Annotated in this window: 16 protein-coding genes and 1 pseudogene; 11 read left to right on the plus strand and 6 right to left on the minus strand. The window is 63.1% G+C overall.

Annotation, left to right across the window (positions count from 1 at the left end):
* Positions 1-28 precede the first annotated feature (28 nt).
* Positions 29-436, plus strand: a complete 408-nt coding sequence (locus tag RX327_RS16740) for a cupin domain-containing protein (protein ID WP_317250877.1) — start codon at positions 29-31, stop codon at positions 434-436.
* Entirely contained in the window at positions 433-903 is a 471-nt protein-coding gene (locus RX327_RS16745) for a carboxymuconolactone decarboxylase family protein (RefSeq protein WP_050386147.1), read from the plus strand. The genes RX327_RS16740 and RX327_RS16745 overlap by 4 nt, the downstream gene beginning before the upstream one ends.
* Positions 904-918: 15 nt before the next feature.
* Here the strand turns inward: RX327_RS16745 and RX327_RS16750 are convergent, their stop codons facing one another.
* Both RX327_RS16750 and RX327_RS16755 read right to left on the minus strand, forming a co-directional pair.
* Complete coding sequence (locus RX327_RS16750; protein ID WP_028334271.1) at positions 919-2259, minus strand: MFS transporter; 1341 nt, start codon at positions 2257-2259, stop codon at positions 919-921.
* A gap of 92 nt (positions 2260-2351) precedes the next feature.
* The gene (locus tag RX327_RS16755) at positions 2352-3365 is read right to left on the minus strand and encodes a methyltransferase (RefSeq protein ID WP_028334272.1); all 1014 of its coding nucleotides are present in this window, start codon (positions 3363-3365) and stop codon (positions 2352-2354) included.
* Between the two features lie 28 nt (positions 3366-3393).
* Between RX327_RS16755 and RX327_RS16760 the strand changes: the two genes are divergently transcribed.
* On the plus strand, positions 3394-3654 hold the full coding sequence (locus tag RX327_RS16760; protein ID WP_152977777.1) for a hypothetical protein: 261 nt from the start codon (positions 3394-3396) through the stop codon (positions 3652-3654).
* 79 nt (positions 3655-3733) lie between these two features.
* Positions 3734-5347 carry a winged helix-turn-helix domain-containing tetratricopeptide repeat protein gene (locus RX327_RS16765; RefSeq protein WP_244482424.1) on the plus strand — a complete coding sequence of 538 codons (1614 nt, stop codon included), beginning with the start codon at positions 3734-3736 and terminating at the stop codon, positions 5345-5347.
* Positions 5348-5457: 110 nt separating this feature from the next.
* Here the strand turns inward: RX327_RS16765 and RX327_RS16770 are convergent, their stop codons facing one another.
* From RX327_RS16770 to RX327_RS16780, 3 genes are all read right to left on the minus strand, one after another.
* The gene (locus tag RX327_RS16770) at positions 5458-6054 is read right to left on the minus strand and encodes a DUF2889 domain-containing protein (protein WP_050386145.1); all 597 of its coding nucleotides are present in this window, start codon (positions 6052-6054) and stop codon (positions 5458-5460) included.
* Positions 6055-6248: 194 nt separating this feature from the next.
* The gene (locus tag RX327_RS16775; RefSeq protein WP_317250878.1) at positions 6249-7805 is read right to left on the minus strand and encodes a long-chain fatty acid--CoA ligase; all 1557 of its coding nucleotides are present in this window, start codon (positions 7803-7805) and stop codon (positions 6249-6251) included.
* Positions 7735-8529: a TetR/AcrR family transcriptional regulator gene (locus RX327_RS16780; RefSeq protein ID WP_317250879.1), complete on the minus strand. Its 795-nt coding sequence runs from the start codon at positions 8527-8529 to the stop codon at positions 7735-7737. Before RX327_RS16780 ends, RX327_RS16775 begins: the two co-directional genes overlap by 71 nt.
* A gap of 95 nt (positions 8530-8624) precedes the next feature.
* Between RX327_RS16780 and RX327_RS16785 the strand changes: the two genes are divergently transcribed.
* The 5 genes from RX327_RS16785 (at position 8625) to RX327_RS16805 (ending at position 12817) form a co-directional block, all read left to right on the plus strand.
* Positions 8625-9809, plus strand: coding sequence for a lipid-transfer protein (locus RX327_RS16785; protein ID WP_317250880.1), 1185 nt, complete (start codon positions 8625-8627; stop codon positions 9807-9809).
* A gap of 7 nt (positions 9810-9816) precedes the next feature.
* On the plus strand, positions 9817-10272 hold the full coding sequence (locus RX327_RS16790; RefSeq protein ID WP_317250881.1) for a MaoC family dehydratase N-terminal domain-containing protein: 456 nt from the start codon (positions 9817-9819) through the stop codon (positions 10270-10272).
* Positions 10269-10676 carry a MaoC family dehydratase gene (locus tag RX327_RS16795; RefSeq protein WP_317250882.1) on the plus strand — a complete coding sequence of 136 codons (408 nt, stop codon included), beginning with the start codon at positions 10269-10271 and terminating at the stop codon, positions 10674-10676. The genes RX327_RS16790 and RX327_RS16795 overlap by 4 nt, the downstream gene beginning before the upstream one ends.
* An 89-nt stretch (positions 10677-10765) precedes the next feature.
* On the plus strand, positions 10766-11593 hold the full coding sequence (locus tag RX327_RS16800) for an SDR family NAD(P)-dependent oxidoreductase (RefSeq protein ID WP_317250883.1): 828 nt from the start codon (positions 10766-10768) through the stop codon (positions 11591-11593).
* A gap of 78 nt (positions 11594-11671) precedes the next feature.
* Complete coding sequence (locus tag RX327_RS16805) at positions 11672-12817, plus strand: acyl-CoA dehydrogenase family protein (RefSeq protein ID WP_317250884.1); 1146 nt, start codon at positions 11672-11674, stop codon at positions 12815-12817.
* A gap of 148 nt (positions 12818-12965) precedes the next feature.
* On the opposite strand, the gene RX327_RS16810 is transcribed toward RX327_RS16805, so the two are convergent.
* Positions 12966-14456 (minus strand): methyl-accepting chemotaxis protein, encoded by a 1491-nt coding sequence (locus tag RX327_RS16810; protein ID WP_317250885.1) that lies wholly within the window; start codon positions 14454-14456, stop codon positions 12966-12968.
* An 889-nt stretch (positions 14457-15345) separates the two neighbouring features.
* On the opposite strand from RX327_RS16810, the gene RX327_RS16815 reads away from it, so the two are divergent.
* Positions 15346-17007, plus strand: coding sequence for a thiamine pyrophosphate-binding protein (locus RX327_RS16815; protein ID WP_317250886.1), 1662 nt, complete (start codon positions 15346-15348; stop codon positions 17005-17007).
* 57 nt (positions 17008-17064) lie between these two features.
* A pseudogene (locus tag RX327_RS16820) lies at positions 17065-18030 on the plus strand (IS481 family transposase).
* Positions 18031-18101 lie beyond the last annotated feature (71 nt).

The following is an 18101-nucleotide window of genomic DNA, read 5'->3' on the forward strand; positions in this document are numbered from 1 at the left end:
ATCTATCCGGTAGCAATGGAGGCACCAGATGAAGACCTTGATGACGACGCTGCTGGCCTGCGCCGTGCTTGCGACCCCCGCGTTGGCGCAATCGGTGACACCGAAGTTCGAGCACGCAATCACGAACATTCCCGGCAAGTCGCTGATCGCGGTGGAGGTGAACTTCCCACCCGGCGAGCTCTCGGCGCCGCACCATCACGCCAAATCGGCGTTTCTCTATGTCTACGTGCTCCAGGGTGCGATCGAGAGCCAACTGGAGGGCGAGGCCGCGCACATCTATCGGGCCGGCGACAGCTTCTTCGAGCCGCCCGGCGCGCATCACGTGCTCGGGCGCAACGCCAGCGCGACCGAACCGGCGAAGCTGCTTGCGGTGTTCGTCGTCGACAGCAACAACAAGGCGCTGACCGTGTTCGACAAGGAAGGACACAAGAAATGAGCGTGCGGATCGATTACAACAAGGTCGCGCCCGCGGGCATCAAGGCGCTCGGTGGCGTCTATGGCTACATCACGCAAAGCGGGCTTTCCGCGCAGCTCGTCGAACTGGTCTATCTGCGGATATCGCAGATCAACGGCTGCGCCTATTGCCTTGACTCGCATACCCGCAGCCTGCTGAAGATGGGCGTCAAGGTCGAGAAGCTTGCGGTGCTGCAGGTCTGGCGCGAGGCCGAGGCGCTGTTCGACGACGAGGAGCGCGCCGCGCTGGCCTGGGCCGAAACCGTCACCCGTGTGGCGGAGACCGCGATCCCGGACGACGCGTATGAAGCGGCGCGCGCCACCTTCAGCGAGAAGCAACTCGTCGACCTGACCATCGCGATCGGCCTGATGAACACCTACAACCGCATCGCCATCGGCTTCCGCAACCCGCCGCAGGCTGTGGTCGAGCATTCCGCTGCGGCGGCTTGATCTTGGCAGGATGGGTCAACTCCTCGACAGGAGCAACTCATTCTTTGCGGGCCGCATGCTCAGCAGCAGGAGTGCACCGGAGAGTAAGTACAGCGCCATGACGAAGTACATGCCATAGATGTTGTCGCCGGTGTTCCGCACGATGAACCCGGTGATCGACGGGCTTACCGCCGGACCGAGGTTTCCGAGGCTGGTGACGAGGGCAAGGCCGCCGGCCGCCGCGCCTGCTGAGAGGTACTCACTGGTCAAGGCATAGAAGAGCGGCGGCGCTGACACAAACCCGATGACGGCGAAGGAGAGAGCCAGGATCGAACCAACAAAAGTGCCGTGGAGCAACATGAGAAAGAACAAGCCGCCGGCGGCAATCGTGACGCAGGTCGCATAGTGCCAGCGGCGCTCATGCCGCTTGTCCGAGTGACGACCGATCAGTATCATGCAGACGATACCCGCAGCGTTGGCTACTGCGTGATAGACGCCGACCAGTAGCGGATCCTTTACTCCCCAGCTATGGATCAGGGTCGGCATCCAGAATACCATCGTGTAGTTGGCGCCCAGCAGACAAAAACAGGCCAGCGACAACAGGTAGACCTTCGGGTCTCGCAGCAGCTGCCGGAACGTCCCCGAGGTCGCCTTCACGATGTTCTCTTCGTCATGCTGTAAAGCATCGTCCAGCAGCGCCTTCTCCCCCTTCGAGAGCCAGCCGGCCTGGAACGGCTTGTCCTTGAGCAGGTAATACACGAGAACGCCGAGGATTGGCGCGGGCAGCCCCTGGATCAGAAACAGCCATTGCCAGCCGTAAAGACCGCTGACGCCGTCGAAATACTTCAGGATCGAACCACACAGCGGACCAGCGATGAACATCACAATGGGGGGCGCCGACGCAAGGATCGCGATGACCTGCCCGCGCCTCACCGACGGGTACCAATACGTCAAGTACAGCAGCACGCCCGGGGCGAAGCCGGCTTCAAAGACACCAAGAAAGAACCTCGCCGCATAGAACTGGAGCGGCGTCGATACGAACATCATGGCGGTCGCCGCCAATCCCCAGAGCACCATGATCCGCAACAGGGTCTTGCGCGCGCCGATCCTTTCCAGAAGAAGATTGCTGGGCACCTCAAACAGGAAATATCCGACGAAGAAGATGCCCGCGCCGAGCCCGTAGACTGCATCATCAAATGGCAGTGTCTGCTTCATCTGAAGCTGTGCAAAGCCGATATTGATGCGGTCGAGAAAGGCGACCATGCTGGCGATCAGTAGCAAAGGTATAAGGCGCCAGTCGACCTTGGCGAACACGGCCTTATACGCCGGGTTCTCCAATATGGGCGACGATGACTTGTTTGCAGCAGGCAGATGCATTCTTGTTCCTTCCAAAATATGCTTTTGCCTATGATGTCCTTCGAACCAGTCGCTGCTCCATTGCGCGGGAGTAATGGTCTGACCTCGAAAGCTCAGGTGACCGTTGCCTCGATGAGGCTGAGACGCCCGGCCGGATAGGTCGCGGTGTGAGTAAAGCCGGATTCGCGAAACAGCCAAGCGTACTGCTTTTCCGTTCTTTCGAGACCGCCAGGCCCGCGAAGCATGAGCAGATCGGTCAGCGTCTGTTCCCTGTGCGCATCGCTTACGCTCGGGAATTCCGGCATGATCCGTTCGATAAGCAGGAGCACGCCACCTCCGGGGAGCGCCCTTCGGCAGTTTGCGAGGATGACCATGCTGCGCTCATCGCTCCAATCGTGAATGATGTGCTTCATCACGATGGCATCCGCGATCGATGGAATCGTCTGAAAGAAATCGCCGGCCATGAATTCGACGCGGTCACTGAGCCCGCTGCGCCTCAGGTGGCCAGTCGCGGATTCGGCGCAGCGGGGAAGGTCGAAAATGGTCCCTCGGATGTGCGGATGTTGCTCGGCTATGGCGCCAACGAGTTCGCCGGAGCCGCCGCCGACATCCATGAGATGAGCGAACGCACCGAAGTCGTAGGCCCCCAGGATATCCGGAACCGCCAGACGGGTCCCCTCCATCATAGCCGCATTAAATATGCTGACCATCTCCGGATCGCACGCCATCAGATCAAAGCTGTTTTCGTGGCCAAGCAGTTGCGCGGCGGTCTTGCCGGTCATGATCGAGTCCAGCAGCCCGGTCCACGATTCGGTCAGAAACTGGCCTTCAAAGATCGTCCAGTTTTTGAGGGACTGGGTTGCGGCCCCGTCAAGGCAAGCCCCCAGTTCGGTCAATGCGTATTGCTCTTCAGCGACCGTGCAAATGCCTATGGTCGAAAGCGCGGTCAGCAGGCGGCGGAGCGCCTGCTTGTTCGCGCCGGTCGCCTCGACGAGTTCGCCAAGGGGCCGCGATCTATCGCGCAGGAGCTCAGCGATCCCCAGCTTCGCGGCGACATAGATGACCGCGGTCACGCGCTGCGACTGAATAAGGTGCAGCAATCTTACGGATGCGTGGATAGAGGACATCGATCACTCCCTCTCATGTTGCTCGTTGGTGCCGGGCCAACACTCCCGGGCAAACCTGCTCAGGCTCGAAAGCGGCGCGCTGTGCGGCATTGATTGGCCGATCCTGATCTCGGTGTCGATGACGCCGGGGCCGCATCGCCAGTCCGTCCCCGCAACCGGGGAAGGGTTGAAACCTGAAATACTTAGCGCAGTATGGATGACAGAACTGATCATGGAGGCCTGCCTGGCGCTGACCGCTTTTGGTGGATCGCTGCTCGGGACGGTTTTGCTATCCCGCGCCGCAAGATGATGCTGTACAATTGCTGCCAGGTCCCGAAACCTCGCCGATATTCTGCCGATATTTTCCGAAATGGCCCAACGAGGCGTTCTTGCTTAAGTCATCGCAGCCTTCGATTGTGATCGGTGACCGGACCTTGGATCTGGCTCGCGAATTTCTGCTCGACGGGCGCGGCGACATCGTGCCGTTGCGTCCTCAAGCCTGGGCGGTGCTGCGGCTCCTCGCGCAACGCGTCGGGCGCCTGGTGCATAAGGACGAGATATTGGATGAGGTCTGGTCGGACTGCGAGGTCACGGAAGACTCTCTTGTCCAGGCCATCGGCGACATCAGGGAGGCCTTGGGAGGGGCGGGCCGATTGGCCCTGAGAACCTTGCCTCGCCGCGGCTACATGCTGGTCGTGGATGGCGAGCAGGCCGACCGCCCCGCCTCTGCCAGCGTCACGACCTCGTCGATGCCGGACCACGCTGGAAAGCCAGCGGGTTCATCTTCGATCCCACACCTGTCCATTGTTGTTCTACCGTTCACAAATATTGGCGGAGATTTGGAGCAGGAATATTTCGTCGATGGCGTGACTCACAGTTTGACCACCGACCTGTCGCGGATCGCCGGCGCGTTCGTCATCGGCCGGGGCACCGCGTTCACGTTCAAGGGCAAGGCGGTGGACGTGAGGGAGATCGGTCGCGAATTGAATGTCCGTTACGCGCTGGAAGGGTCGGTGCAACGCGGCGGCAACCGCTTTCGCCTGAACGTTCAGTTGACTGACACGGAAACTGGAGCCCACGTGTGGGCCGAGCGCTTCGACAAGCCCGCTGCCGACTTGCTGGACATGCAGGATGAGATCGTATCCCGGCTCGCCAATACGTTGAACGCCGAGCTTATCAAGGCCGAAGCGCGACGGGCAGAACGGTTGCCCCAGCCGGACGCGATGGATCTCTATTTTCAGGGCAGGGCTGTCCTGAACAAAGGAATAGCGCCTGCGGTTATGGCGCGAGCAAGGGATTTCTTCATGCGCGCCCTCGCGCTTGATCCCGACAATATTGAAGCAGCCGTTGCCGCGGCTCACGTCGATTTTGCGATCGGTTCTTCCTCCATGGCCGATGACGGACCGGCATATTTCAGGGCCGCGGAGAATGCGCTGAATGGCGTGTTGTTGCGTGCGCCCAATCACCCCAGAGCCCACATGTTGCTCGGCGCGGTTCAAATTCGGACACACCGCGCTGCAAAGGGTATCGCTGAATGTCGCCAGGCGCTGGCGCTCGATCGGAATTTGGCCGATGCGTATGGGTTTATTGGCCTCGGGAAACATGCGCTGGGGCGTGGCGAGGAAGTCGAGGGGCATATTCAAGAGGCGTTACGACTGTCCCCTCGCGATACGCGTGCCTTTCTCTGGATCATGGTTGTCGGCATGGCCAAGTTGATGTCCTGCACCAATGCAGACCTCGAGGCGCTGGACTGGCTTCGCCGGAGCATTGAGGCTAATCCCAATTTTGCACTCGCTCACTTTCACTTGGCTGGCGCGTTGGCCATGATGGGAGACCTCGAGGAAGCACAATCCAGTGCCAAAGCCGGACTGGCACTTGATCCCAACTTCAGCATTCGTCGATACGACGTCAATGTCGTCTTCCTGTCCGACAATCCGGTATGGCTCGCCAAGCGTAAGCGTTTTTATGAGGGAATGCGCATGGCCGGCGTGCCGGAGAGCTAGTGCCGCGTTCGATCATCTACGTGAATGGGATAAAGCTGCGACGAGGAGCTACATTTGAGCTCCAGCAGCGGCGCGCCATACACGCGTCTTGGTCAGCGGCGGAGCACCACTCACGAACCCGGCTTGGCCTCGACAGGCTTCTGCGCGAACTGCGGGAATGTCTCGGCCACGACCGGTCCATCCAGCCGCCATGAATAGCAGCCGCCGACGAAGAACGGCGGCTCGGTGACGTCGCGCTGATGGTCGAGCGTGCCGCGGCCCTGCGGGTCCTTGCCCGAGGTAGCGGTCTGGAACAGCGTCGTCACCGCGGGACCCAGGAGCTCGGCGAGATGGGTGCAGGTCTCGAGCCTGCCGATCTTGCGACGGACCAGTTCGCGCCAGCCCTTGCCGATGCGTTCGCCGACCAAGCGCTGCAGGATGCCCTCGACGTCGAGGCAGGACGGGTAGGGCGTCGAGGCCATCGTGGTGCCGGTCTCGCGGATCGTAAAGCTGTCGTCGACCGCGAGCCGCAGGCGGATGTCGTGCACGGGATCGTCGGGCTGCTGCAGGCCGCGATGCTTGTCCTGTCGGGCATAGGGTTTGGTGTCGACCAGCCGCGCCTCGACTTCCCACAATCCGTCGTCGCGGAGATAGCCGAGACATTCGACGGAGCGGCGGTGCATCAGGCGGCGGGGCTTGCCGTCGGCATTGGTATCGGGTGCGGACATCGGAACTCGCTGGATTGAATCTCGAACCGATCCAATCGGCCGTGCGCTCCGATGTCAACGCTCGCGGTCGAATGGCGTCATGAGACTTCGTCATTCCGGGATGGCGCGTAAGCGCCAGACCCGGAATCTCGAGATTCCGGGTTCGATGCTTCGCATCGCCCCGGAACGACGAGGGTGACGTTGAGAGCCGTCCCTCAGCTCACGCGCCGTTCGCGGTTCTCCCAATACGGCTTGCGCAGCTCGCGCTTTAAAATCTTGCCGGCGCCGGAGAGCGGCAGCGGCGTCGCGGTGATGTCGACGCTGCGCGGGCATTTGTAGCCGGCGATCAGCACCTTGCAGTGCTCCATCAGCTCTTCCGGCGTGGCGCTGGCGCCGCTCTTCATCACCACGACGGCGTGAACCTGCTCGCCCCAGCGTTCGCTCGGGATCCCGATGACGGCGCATTGCAGCACCGACGGATGCTGCGCCAGCGCGTTTTCGACCTCGACCGAGTACACATTCTCGCCACCCGAGATGATCATGTCCTTCACGCGGTCGACGACGTAGATGAATCCGTCCTCGTCCATGTAGCCGCCATCGCCCGTGTGCATCCAGCCGTCGACGACGGCGCGCGCGGTCTCCTCCGGCCGCTCCCAATAGCCCATCATCACGGTGTCGCCGCGCACCACGATCTCACCGACGGTGCCCGTCGGCACGACCTTGTCCTCGGTATCGACGATCTTGACCTCGGCGCCGAGCGTCGCCCGGCCGGCGCCGCGATGCCGTCCCTTGGCGCGGCCGTCGCCGATATGTTCCTTCCAGTGCAGCAGGGTTGCGATCGGCGACAGCTCGGTCATGCCGTAGGCTTGCGTGAACTCGACATGAGGCAGCGCCTTCATGGCGCGCATCAGCACGGCGTCGCTGATCACGGAGGCGCCGTAGGAGATCCGCTTCAACGACGACAGGTCGTAGTTTCCGATCGCGGGGTGATCGACGAACATCTGGATCATCGTGGGCACCAGCAGCACGTCGGTCACGCGCTCGTTCTGCATCGCAGCCATCACGCCTTCGGGCGTGAAGCCCTGAACGATCACGTTGGAGCCACCGGACAGCAGCAGCGAATACATCGCCGCGCCGTTGGCGAGGTGAAACATCGGCGCCGCATGCAGATAGGTCGTGCTCGCCGGAAACAGTCCCTCGCCGAGAGCGTTGAGCGCATTGGCCATCAGATTCTGGTGGCTGAGCATCACGCCCTTGGAACGTCCGGTGGTACCGCCGGTGTAGAAGATGCCGGCGAGATCGTCGCCGCTGCGCATCGCATCCGGAACAGGCGCGCTGCGCGCGATCAGCGTCTCGTAATTCTCCATGCCGGCGGGCGTCTCGCCCTCGTCGGCATAGACCAGCTGCAGGTTGGAGATGGCGCCTGCCAGCGCCGTGCCGACCGGCGCAAACGCCTTGTCGACGAACAGGATCGTTGCGCGGCAGTCGCGCAGTGCGTCCTCGTTCTCGATCGGAGACCAGCGGATGTTGAGCGGCACGATCACGCCGCCCGCCCAGCCGGTCGCCAGATAGAGCTCGAGATAGCGGTCCGAGTTGAAGGACAGCACGGCGACGCGATCGCCGTCCTGGGCGCCGAGGCCGCGGATCGCGGCGGCGAGGCGGGCGACGCGGTCGCCGACCTCGCGCCAGTTGCACCGCCGCTCACCGCAGACGACTGCGAGCCCGTTTGGATTGACCTGCAGCGCGCGCCGCAGTCCGTGTGTGATGTTCACTCGTCTCCTCCCTTGATGCGTTTCCCTTGCGAGGCGGTTTGTCCGCCTTCTCGAGCGCCGTTGTTTTGCGCGTTGATGTCGTTTGCGTTGTTGTTTTGGCGATGCCTTCGGTGAGACGGATCGCGAATTCCTCGGCGACGGCACGTCCGCTCAGCTCGCCGCCCGGCTGGAACCAGTGTCCGATCCAGTTCAGCGAGCCGGCGATCGCGAAAGCCGCGAGCTTCGGGTCGCAGGGTTTCACCGAACCGTCCGCGACGCCCTGTGCGATATAGTCGCGGAAGGCGCGGTCGATCCGCCGCTTCGCGGTCTGCACGATCTTGCGGTTGTCCTCGCTGAGATCGCGGATGTCGAAGCGGACCAGGCTCTTGCCGTAGTCCGCGGTCATCAGCTCGGCATAGCGGACGGTGAGCTTGCGCAGCTTGTAGAGCCCTGAGCCGCCGCCTGCTGACGTTTCGGCAATGCATTCGTCGACCAGCTCATTGCCGATCGACCAGCACTCGTACAGGATCTCGTCCTTGCCCCGGAAGTAATTATAGAGCGCGGGCTTGGTGATGTTCAGCCGTTCGGCGACCTCGTTCAGCGTCACGCGATGATAGCCCTGCTCCAGGAACAGCTGCACGGCGGCGCGCAGCACCGCCTCGCGCTTCTCGTCGCGGGCGCGGCGGCGACTCTCGAACGGCAGCCAGGGCGACTCGTTGCTGGAAGAGGGGGAGTGGGCGTCCATCGCGTCGGCTGTTGTCGCATTGACTCCGGAAGATCGCCCGTATATTACCCATGGGTAATGAATAGTCCAGTGGGTAATTTCCGGGAGGACACGCGATGACGTCACGCACCTATGTTGCCGGGGTCGGCATGATCCCGTTCGTCAAGCCCGGCGCCAATGCGCCGTATCACGTGATGGGCGCCGAGGCGGCGAAGCTGGCGCTCGCTGACGCCGGCCTCGATTACGGTGGTGTGCAGCAGGCCTATGTCGGCTACGTCTACGGCGATTCCACCTGCGGGCAGCGCGCGCTCTACCATGTCGGGATGACCGGCATCCCCATCGTCAACGTCAACAACAATTGCTCGACCGGCTCGACCGCGCTGTTCATGGCGCGGCAGATGATCGCGAGCGGCGCGCTCGACTGCGTGCTGGCGGTCGGCTTCGAGCAGATGAAGCCGGGCGCGCTCGGCAGCGTCTATACCGATCGCCCCAGCGCGTTCGAGGAATTCGACGCCGCTGCGGACCAGTTGATCGACGCTCCCGGCATCCCGCTGGCGCTGCGCTATTTCGGCGGCGCCGGGCTCAGCCACATGAAGAAATACGGCACGCCGCTCGACGCCTTCGCCAAAGTGCGCGCCAAGGCGAGCCGTCATGCCAGGAACAATCCGCTCGCGCTCTTCCGCAAGGAAGTCACGGCCGACGACGTGATGAACGACCAGGTGATCTGGCCGGGCGTGATGACGCGCATGATGGCGTGCCCGCCGACCTGCGGCGGCGCCGCCGCCGTGCTGGTGTCCGAGCGGTTTGCGGACCAGCATGGCATCGGCAAGCAGGTGCGCATCGCCGCGCAGGCCATGACCACCGACACGCCGGCGACCTTCGGTGCGTCCGACATGATGCAGGTGGTCGGCTATGACATGGCGCGGGATGCCGCCAAAAAGGTCTACGAGGCTGCCGGTATCGGGCCTGATGATCTCGACGTCGTCGAGCTGCACGACTGCTTCGCCCACAACGAGCTGATCACCTATGAAGGGCTCGGCCTCTGCGGCGAGGGCGAGGCCGGCAAGTTCATCAATGACGGCGACAACACCTATGGCGGCCGGATCGTGACCAATCCGTCCGGCGGATTGCTGTCGAAGGGACATCCGCTCGGCGCCACCGGGCTTGCGCAGTGCTACGAGCTGACGCGGCAGCTGCGCGGCACGGCGGGACCCACGCAGGTCGAAGGTGCGAAGGTCGCGCTTCAGCACAATCTGGGCCTCGGCGGCGCCTGCGTCGTCACGCTCTACGAACGCGCCTGAGGTCGTCATGATCGATCAATCCGCTGTCGGGCGTACATTTACGCCCGTGACCGCGCGCGTCGAGCCGGGGCGGCTGCGCTTCTTCCTCGATACGCTCGGCGAGACGAACGCGATCTATCGCGACGAGGCAACCGCGCAGGCGGCCGGCTTCACGGCAGCGCCAGTGCCGCCGACCTATCTGTTCTGCCTCGAGATGATGGATGCACCTGACCCGTTCGAGTTCCTGACCGCGCTCGACATTGACTTGGCACGCGTGCTGCATGGCGAGCAGAGCTTCGTCTATCACGCGCCGGTTCTGGTCGGCGACACCCTGACGTTTCGGCCGAGCGTGACCAGCGTGACGGAAAAGAAGGGCGGTGCGATGACGCTGATCGTGGTCGACACCCCGGTCACCAACCAGCACGGCGTCCATGTCGCCGATGTCTCGCGCACTGTCGTGGTGCGCAATGCGAGGCCGTCATGAGCGCCCGCGTTCCATCGGTCGGCGACATCATCGTCCACAAGGTCTTTCCGCCGATCACCCGCCACACGCTCGCGCTCTATTGCGGCGCATCGGGCGATCACAATCCGATCCACGTCGATATCGACTTTGCCAAGACGGCCGGATTCCCGGATGTGTTCGCCCACGGCATGCTGGTGATGGCCTGTCTCGGGCAAGCGCTGACCGACGCGGTGGCGCCGTCGCGCATCCGCTCGTTCTCGACCCGCTTTGCCGCGATCACCCAGCTCGGCGCGAAGCTGACCTGCGAGGGCACGGTGACTGAGCTGATCGAGCAGGGCGGTGAGAAGCGCGCAAAACTCGCCCTGACCACCAGGGATCAGAACGGCGAAGTAAAGCTCGCCGGGGAAGCCATTATCGCGCTTTAGCGAGAAGGTCTCGTCAAGCAGGGACTCGTGCGACCTCCCCCGCAAGTGGGAGAGGTGAAGAAAACAAGATCTCGTCCAAGGGAGGAACCATGTCAAAACTGCAAGGAAAGATCGCGCTCGTCACCGGCTCGGGCCGCGGCATCGGGCGCGCGATCGCACTCAAGCTCGCGCGCGAAGGCGCCCGGGTGGTCGTCAATGATCTCGATGCCGAGCCCGGCAATGCGGTGGTCGCGGAGATCAGAGCCATGGGCGGCGAGGCGATCGCGGTCAATGGCAGCGTGACCGGAGCCGGCTTCGCCGACCGGTTTGTCGGCGCCGCGCTGGAGAAGTTCGGCGGGCTCGACATCATCGTCAACAATGCCGGCTACACCTGGGACTCCACCATCCAGAAGATGACGGACGAGCAGTTTCAGGCCATGCTCGACGTCCATCTCGTCGCACCGTTCCGGATCCTGCGCGCGGCCGCCGAGCCGATCCGCGTCTTTGCCAGGAAGGAAGCCGAGGAAGGGCGCGAGGTGTTCCGCAAGGTCGTGAACATCTCCTCGATCGCTGGCCTCTACGGCAATGCCGGACAGGCAAGCTATTCCTCGGCCAAGGCCTCGCTGATCGGGTTGACCCGGACCATGTGCAAGGAGTGGGGCCGCTACAAGGTCAACGTCAATTGCGTCGCCTTCGGCCTCATCAACACCCGTCTGACCCAGCCGATCGAGGCGCAGCAGAAGACCATCGACGTCGCCGGCCGCGACATCAAGGTGGGCGTGCAGCCGCACATGCTGGAGGCCATGTCACGCATGATCCCGCTCGGCCGCGGCGGCACGCCGGAAGAAGCCGCCGACGCGGTCTATCTGTTCTGCAGCCCGGAATCCAATTATATCAGCGGCCAGGTGGTCGTCGCCGGCGGCGGCCTCTTGATCTGACGAGAGCGTTTTCAAGCGAAGTGGGTACCGGTTCACGTCAAGAAAACGCGTCAAGAAAGAATGCGTAGCGAGGATATCATGCAATACCGATCGTCGTGGATGACCGAAGAGCTGGACACGTTCCGCGACCAGTTCCGGAAATATCTCGCCAAGGACCTGGCGCCGCATGCCGAGAAATGGCGCGAGCAGAAGATGGTCGACCGCTTCGCCTGGCGCGGGCTCGGCGAGATGGGTGCGCTGCTCGCGAGCGTGCCGGAGGAATATGGCGGTCTGGGTGCCACCTTCGCCTATGACGCAGCGGTGCTGGAAGACCTCGAAAGCACGGTGCCGGAGATGACGACCGGCGTCTCCGTGCACAGCGCCATCGTCGCGCATTACATCCTCAACTACGGCTCGGAGGAGCAGAAGAAGCGCTGGCTGCCGAAGATGGCCTCGGGCGAGATGGTCGGAGCCATCGCCATGACCGAGCCCGGCACCGGCTCGGACCTCCAGGCGGTGAAGACCACGGCGAAGAAGCAGGGCAATTCCTACGTCATCAACGGCCAGAAGACGTTCATCACCAACGGCCAGGCCGCCGATCTTGTCATCGTGGTCGCGCGCACCGGCGAAGCCGGCGCCAAGGGCATTTCGCTGATCGTGGTCGAGACCGCGGGTGCCGACGGCTACAAGCGCGGGCGCAACCTCGACAAGATCGGCCTGCATGCGTCCGATACGTCGGAACTGTTCTTCGACAACGTCACGGTGCCGCCGGACAACCTGCTCGGCAAGGAAGAGGGCCAGGGCTTTGTCCAGCTGATGCAGCAATTGCCGCAGGAGCGCCTCGCGCTCGCGGTCGGCGCCGTCGCCTCGATGGAGCGCGCGGTCAAGCTCACCACCGATTACACCAAGGAGCGGAAGGCGTTCGGCAAGCCGCTGATGGACTTCCAGAACACCGCCTTCACGCTCGCCGAGCGCAAGACGGAAGCGACGATCGCACGCGTCTTCGTCGACTGGTGCATCGAGCGCCTGATCGCCGGGGATCTCGACACGGTCACGGCGTCGATGGCGAAATACTGGTGCTCGGAGAAGCAGGTCGAGACCGCCGACGAATGCCTGCAGCTGTTCGGCGGCTACGGCTACATGCAGGAATACCCGATCTCGCGCATCTTCATCGATTCCCGCATCCAGAAGATCTATGGCGGCACCAACGAGATCATGAAGCTGCTGATCGCGAGGTCGCTGTAGGCGGGCGCGTCCTTGGCGTCATTCCGGGGCACGCGAAGCGTGAACCTGGAATCTCGAAGTTGCGGCTCGAGACTGCGGATTCGACGCTCGCGCATCGCCCCGGAATGACACGGAGAGGCGGGTGCGCGCTCACGTCCTTCGCGCGCCGCTACATCGCGCGCACGTTCTTGAGGAACTTGTCGACCTGAACTTCCAGCTCGGAGGCGTTGCTGGCGAGCTCTCCGGAGGCCGCCAGCACGTTCTCCGCGGCCTTGCTGGCATCGTCGATCGCCTTGGTCGTGCCGTTGATGTTTGCGGTGACCTCCTTGGTGGCCGCGGCCTGCTCCTCGACGGCGCTGGCGATCACGGTCGAGATCTCGCTGATCTGGACGATGACCTGCGAGATCGCCTTCAGCGCGGTAGCGGTGTTGCCGGTCGCGGCCTGCATCTCGTTGATCTGCGCCGAAATGTCTTCCGTCGCCTTGGCGGTCTGGTTGGCCAGCGCCTTGACCTCGGAGGCCACCACCGCGAAGCCGCGACCGGCCTCGCCCGCCCGCGCCGCCTCGATCGTGGCATTGAGCGCCAGCAGGTTGGTCTGGCCGGCGATCTGGCTGATCAGGGCGACGACGTCGCCGATCTTCTGCGCCATGGTCACGAGACCCGCGACCAGCTTGTCGGACTTCTCGGCTTCGTCGACCGCCATGCGGGCGATGCGGCTCGCCTCGGCCACCTGGCGGCTGATCTCGTTGACCGAGGACGACAGCTCCTCGGACGCGGACGCCGCGCTCGCCGAGCGCTGATTGACGAATTCGGCGGTCGTCGTCAGCGATCGCGCCGTGCCCTGCATTTGCGTCGAGGCCGACGCCAGCATCCCGGCAAGGCCCTTCACGTCCTTCTCGAAATCGTCGGCCAGTTTCACATTGCCTGTCACCACCGACCAGCTCAGCATCGCGCCGGTGTAGTTGCCGCGCTTGTCGGTCAGCCCGGAGACCCGCAGGTCGAGCGTTTCCGGCCCGAGCTTGATCTTGGCCGCATGCGGCAGGTTCTTGGGATCGCCGACGATGCGGCGCTGGTGGGCCGGGTTCTTGTGGAAGATGTCGAACGAGTTGCCGAGGATCTTGTCCGGCGCCACCGGAAGCAGATGCTTCACGGTGTCGAGCGTCTTGAGGCTGGTCTGGTTGATGTAGGTGATGTTGAAATCGGTGTCGCACATCATGATGTTGATCGGCATGTTGTCGAGCATCTGCAACAGCCGTTCGGTCTGCGTTTCAAGCCGCGCCTTCTCGGTCGCGAGCTCCCAGGTCAGCATCGGCCCGGTGTAGCGGCCGCGCGAACTGGTCATCGCCGTCACGGTGAGATCGAGCGTCTCGCCGCCGATGGTGATGCGCGCCTTGTGCGGCAGGTTCTTCGGGTCGGACAGCAGCCGGCGCTGATGCTGCGGGTTCTTGTGAAAGATGTCGATCGATTGCCCGATCAGCGCGTCGACCTTCACGGGCAGCACATGCTCGATCTTCTTCAGGTTCTGCCGCGTGGACTCGTTGATGTAGGTGATTTTGAAATTGTCCAGCTCGCAGAGCATGACACTGATCGGCATGTCGTCGAACAACCGATACGAACTGTCCGAGCCGACCACGCTTGCGACGCTCTTCATCCCCAACATGCATTGCCTCCAGCCTTGATAATGATCTTGGTGAATTGAAACGGTGCACCTGATCGGCGACGGAATGCCTTCCACCGCCGCCCCACGCAGGTGCGCTACACGATTTACAATTTCTGACTGCGTGGAACGGTAGGCGATTCGAGTTCCACCAAGAAGGGCGTGCAATGCGCCGCGTGCGCTCGCGCAAGGTCGAGCGCGCGATGCTCGCGATGAGCGCAGCCGAAAACGTCGCGCAGCGCCGCGATTTGCCGTGAACGCCGCGCGATCCTGCGACGAAGATGCGAAGCGGCCGATCGCTGCACCGTAATCTTACGGGAGCAGATGCGTGCGCTCCCAATGATTGTTAGCGTGCACATGACGTGGTGACTTATGCAGATCGTGCCACGCCATCGCGCGCAGCGGAGAGCTCCTGATTTCAATCGTGTCGGCGGCCACGCGCTGTCGGTCTTGGCGACGTGGCGTGCGAGCATTCTTTCGCTTGCGCTCTGTCGCGTCGGTCGGCGCCTCGTGATGACAGGGGCTACCGCATTGTCGATGCGAGTGTTAATGAAAGAAGCTCGCGCAGGTTGATCATGCCGCGCGAGACCCGATGGGGGTCACAGACCGGCGTGGCGACATCGGTCTCGCTTGAGCGCGGCGAGATCGCGCCGGGGCCGGCCGACGGTCACCTGCGTTGCCTGCCGCCTGGCGGCTCCAATCCTGCCGGCGATCGTCCGCTCTGCGGAAATCGATGACGAAACAGCGTTGCCCATTGCCTACCGCATGGCTTGGCGCCGCTGCGCCCGCGAGACGCAGCTTCGGCCTTGCACCCCATTTCCGTCTATCATACCCCGTGGGACCACGATCCGCGCGAAGCCCAAACGCGCGCCAGTATTTGCAGGGAGCCCTCATGACCAAAAGCAATGCCCGCACCGGGGGCCAGATCCTGATCGATCAGCTCGTCGCCCAAGGCGTCGAGCGCGTCACCTGCGTGCCGGGCGAGAGCTATCTGGCGGCGCTCGATGCGCTGCATGACAGCCCGATCGATGTCATGATCTGCCGGGCCGAAGGCGGCGCGGCGATGATGGCGGAGGCCTATGGCAAGCTCACGGGGCGGCCTGGCGTCTGCTTCGTCACCCGCGGCCCCGGCGCAACCAATGCCAGCCACGGCGTCCACATCGCGATGCAGGATTCGACGCCGATGATCCTGTTCGTCGGCCAGGTCGACACCGGCATGCGCGAGCGCGAGGCGTTCCAGGAGCTCGACTACAAGGCAGTGTTCGGCTCCATGGCGAAATGGGCGGTCGAGATCGATCGCCCCGACCGCATTCCGGAGCTGGTGGCGCGCGCCTTCCGCGTCGCCATGCAGGGCCGCCCCGGTCCCGTGGTGATCGCGCTGCCGGAGAACATGCTGACCGAGACCGCCGCCGTCGCGGACGCGCCGAAGGTCGAGCCTGCGGCGAGTTGGCCGGCGCCGTCGGATCTCGAGCGTCTTGGCACCATGCTGGCATCCGCCACGGCGCCGATCGTGGTGCTCGGCGGCACGCGCTGGACCGATGAGGCGACCAAGAGCATTGCGCGCTTTGCCGAGCGGTTCGACCTGCCGGTCGCGACCTCGTTCCGCAGGGCCTCGCTGATCGATGCCGACCATTCTCACTATGCCGGCGATCTCGGCATCGGGCCGAGCCCGGGCCTGAAGGCGCGCATCGAGGGCGCCGATGTCATTCTCCTCATCGGGGGCCGCATGTCGGAGATGCCGTCCTCGTCCTATACGCTGCTCGACATTCCGACCCCGCATCAGAAGCTGATCCACGTGCATCCGGGCTCCGAAGAGCTCGGCCGGGTCTATCAGCCGGCGCTTGCGATCCAGGCGACGCCGGCCGCCTTTGCCGCCGCGGTCGAGACCATGAAGCCCGCGGCCGCACCCGCCTGGAAGGGCGAGGCCGCCAAGGCGCACGCCGATTATCTCGCCTGGACCGAAAAGGCGCGCGAGCTGCCGGGCTCGTTCCAGTACGGCCAGGTGATGACCTGGCTGCGCGACCGCCTGCCGAAGGACGCCATCGTCTGCAACGGCGCCGGCAACTATGCCGGCTGGATCCATCGTCATCACCGCTTCCACAGCTTTGCCGCCCAGCTCGCGCCGACCTCGGGGTCGATGGGCTATGGCGTGCCGGCGGGCGTGCTCGCCAAGCGGCAGTATCCGGATCGCATCGTTGTGGCATTTGCCGGTGACGGCTGCTTCCTGATGAACGGCCAGGAATTCGCGACGGCCGTGCAGTATGACGCGCCGCTGATCGTCGTCGTCATCGACAATTCGCAATACGGCACCATCCGCATGCACCAGGAGCGCGACTATCCTGGCCGTGTCGTCGGCACCCAGCTCAAGAATCCGGACTTCGCAATGTATGCGAAGGCGTTCGGCGGCCATGGCGAGCGCGTCGAGCGCACCGAAGAGTTCGCGCCGGCGTTCTCGCGTGCGCTGGCCTCGGGCAAGCCGTCGATCCTCCATTGCCTGGTCGATCAGCGCGCGCTGTCGGTCGGTAAGGACTTTGTGCCGCAGGCAACGCGCTAGGTGTTTTGTCCCAAGCTTTGATGGTGCATTCTTATCGCACGATTCGAAGGATGCGCTATGGGACAAGTTTTACACGGCTGCGCCACCACGACGGAGGCGGTCCGTCGAGCAATACAAAATAGTCAAGAGAGCCTGAGAGCGCTCGCCAAGCGCTACGGGATCAACCAGAAGACTGTCGCGAAGTGGAAGCAGCGCGACACCGTCGCTGATCTTCCGACTGGCCCAAAGGAAGCCAAGTCGACTACCCTTTCCATCGAGGAGGAGGCAGTCATCGTCGCTTTCCGACGGCATACGCTACTGCCGCTTGACGATTGCCTCTATGCGCTCCAGCCGACCATCCCGCATCTGACGCGATCATCTCTGCATCGCTGCCTCCAGCGCCACGGCATCAGCCGATTGCCGGAGGTCGAAGGCAGCAAGCCTTCGAAGAAAAAGTTCAAGGCTTATCCGATCGGCTATTTCCACATCGACATCGCTGAGCTCCAGACCGCTGAAGGCAAGCTCTACCTCTACGTCGCGATCGATCGCACCAGTAAATTCGCCTTCGTGCAATTGGTCAGCAAGACGGGAAGGACCTCCGCCGCGGCCTTCCTCGAAGCTCTGATTGTGGCCGTCCCCTACAAGATCCACACGGTTCTCACCGACAATGGGATTCAGTTCACTTTCCCGCCGCGTTACGCGGATGGTCCGACGGCAAGATACGTGACGCATATGTTTGATATGCGCTGCCAAGAGAATGGCATCGAGCATCGGCTGACTAAGATCAAGCATCCCTGAACCAATGGCCAGGTCGAGCGCATGAACCGCACGATCAAGGAAGCGACCGTCCAACGCTGCCATTACGATCGACACGATCAGCTCGAAGCTCACCTTGCCGACTTCATCAACGCCTACAACTACGCTCGGCGGTTGAAGACCCTGAAGGGCCTCACACCTTACGAATACATCTGCAAATGCTGGACTTCCCAGCCAGAGCGATTCAAACTTAATCCGCTCCAGCAAATGCCGGGACTAAACAGCTAGGCGTTGTGGACTCTAGGGATTCCCTTTTGAGGCCAAATCAGATTCAAGGCTTCTTTTGGGAGGCGGCCTTG

Origin of the sequence: Bradyrhizobium sp. BEA-2-5 (genome assembly GCF_032918025.1) — a bacterium.
In the GTDB taxonomy this organism is placed as follows: domain Bacteria; phylum Pseudomonadota; class Alphaproteobacteria; order Rhizobiales; family Xanthobacteraceae; genus Bradyrhizobium; species Bradyrhizobium pachyrhizi.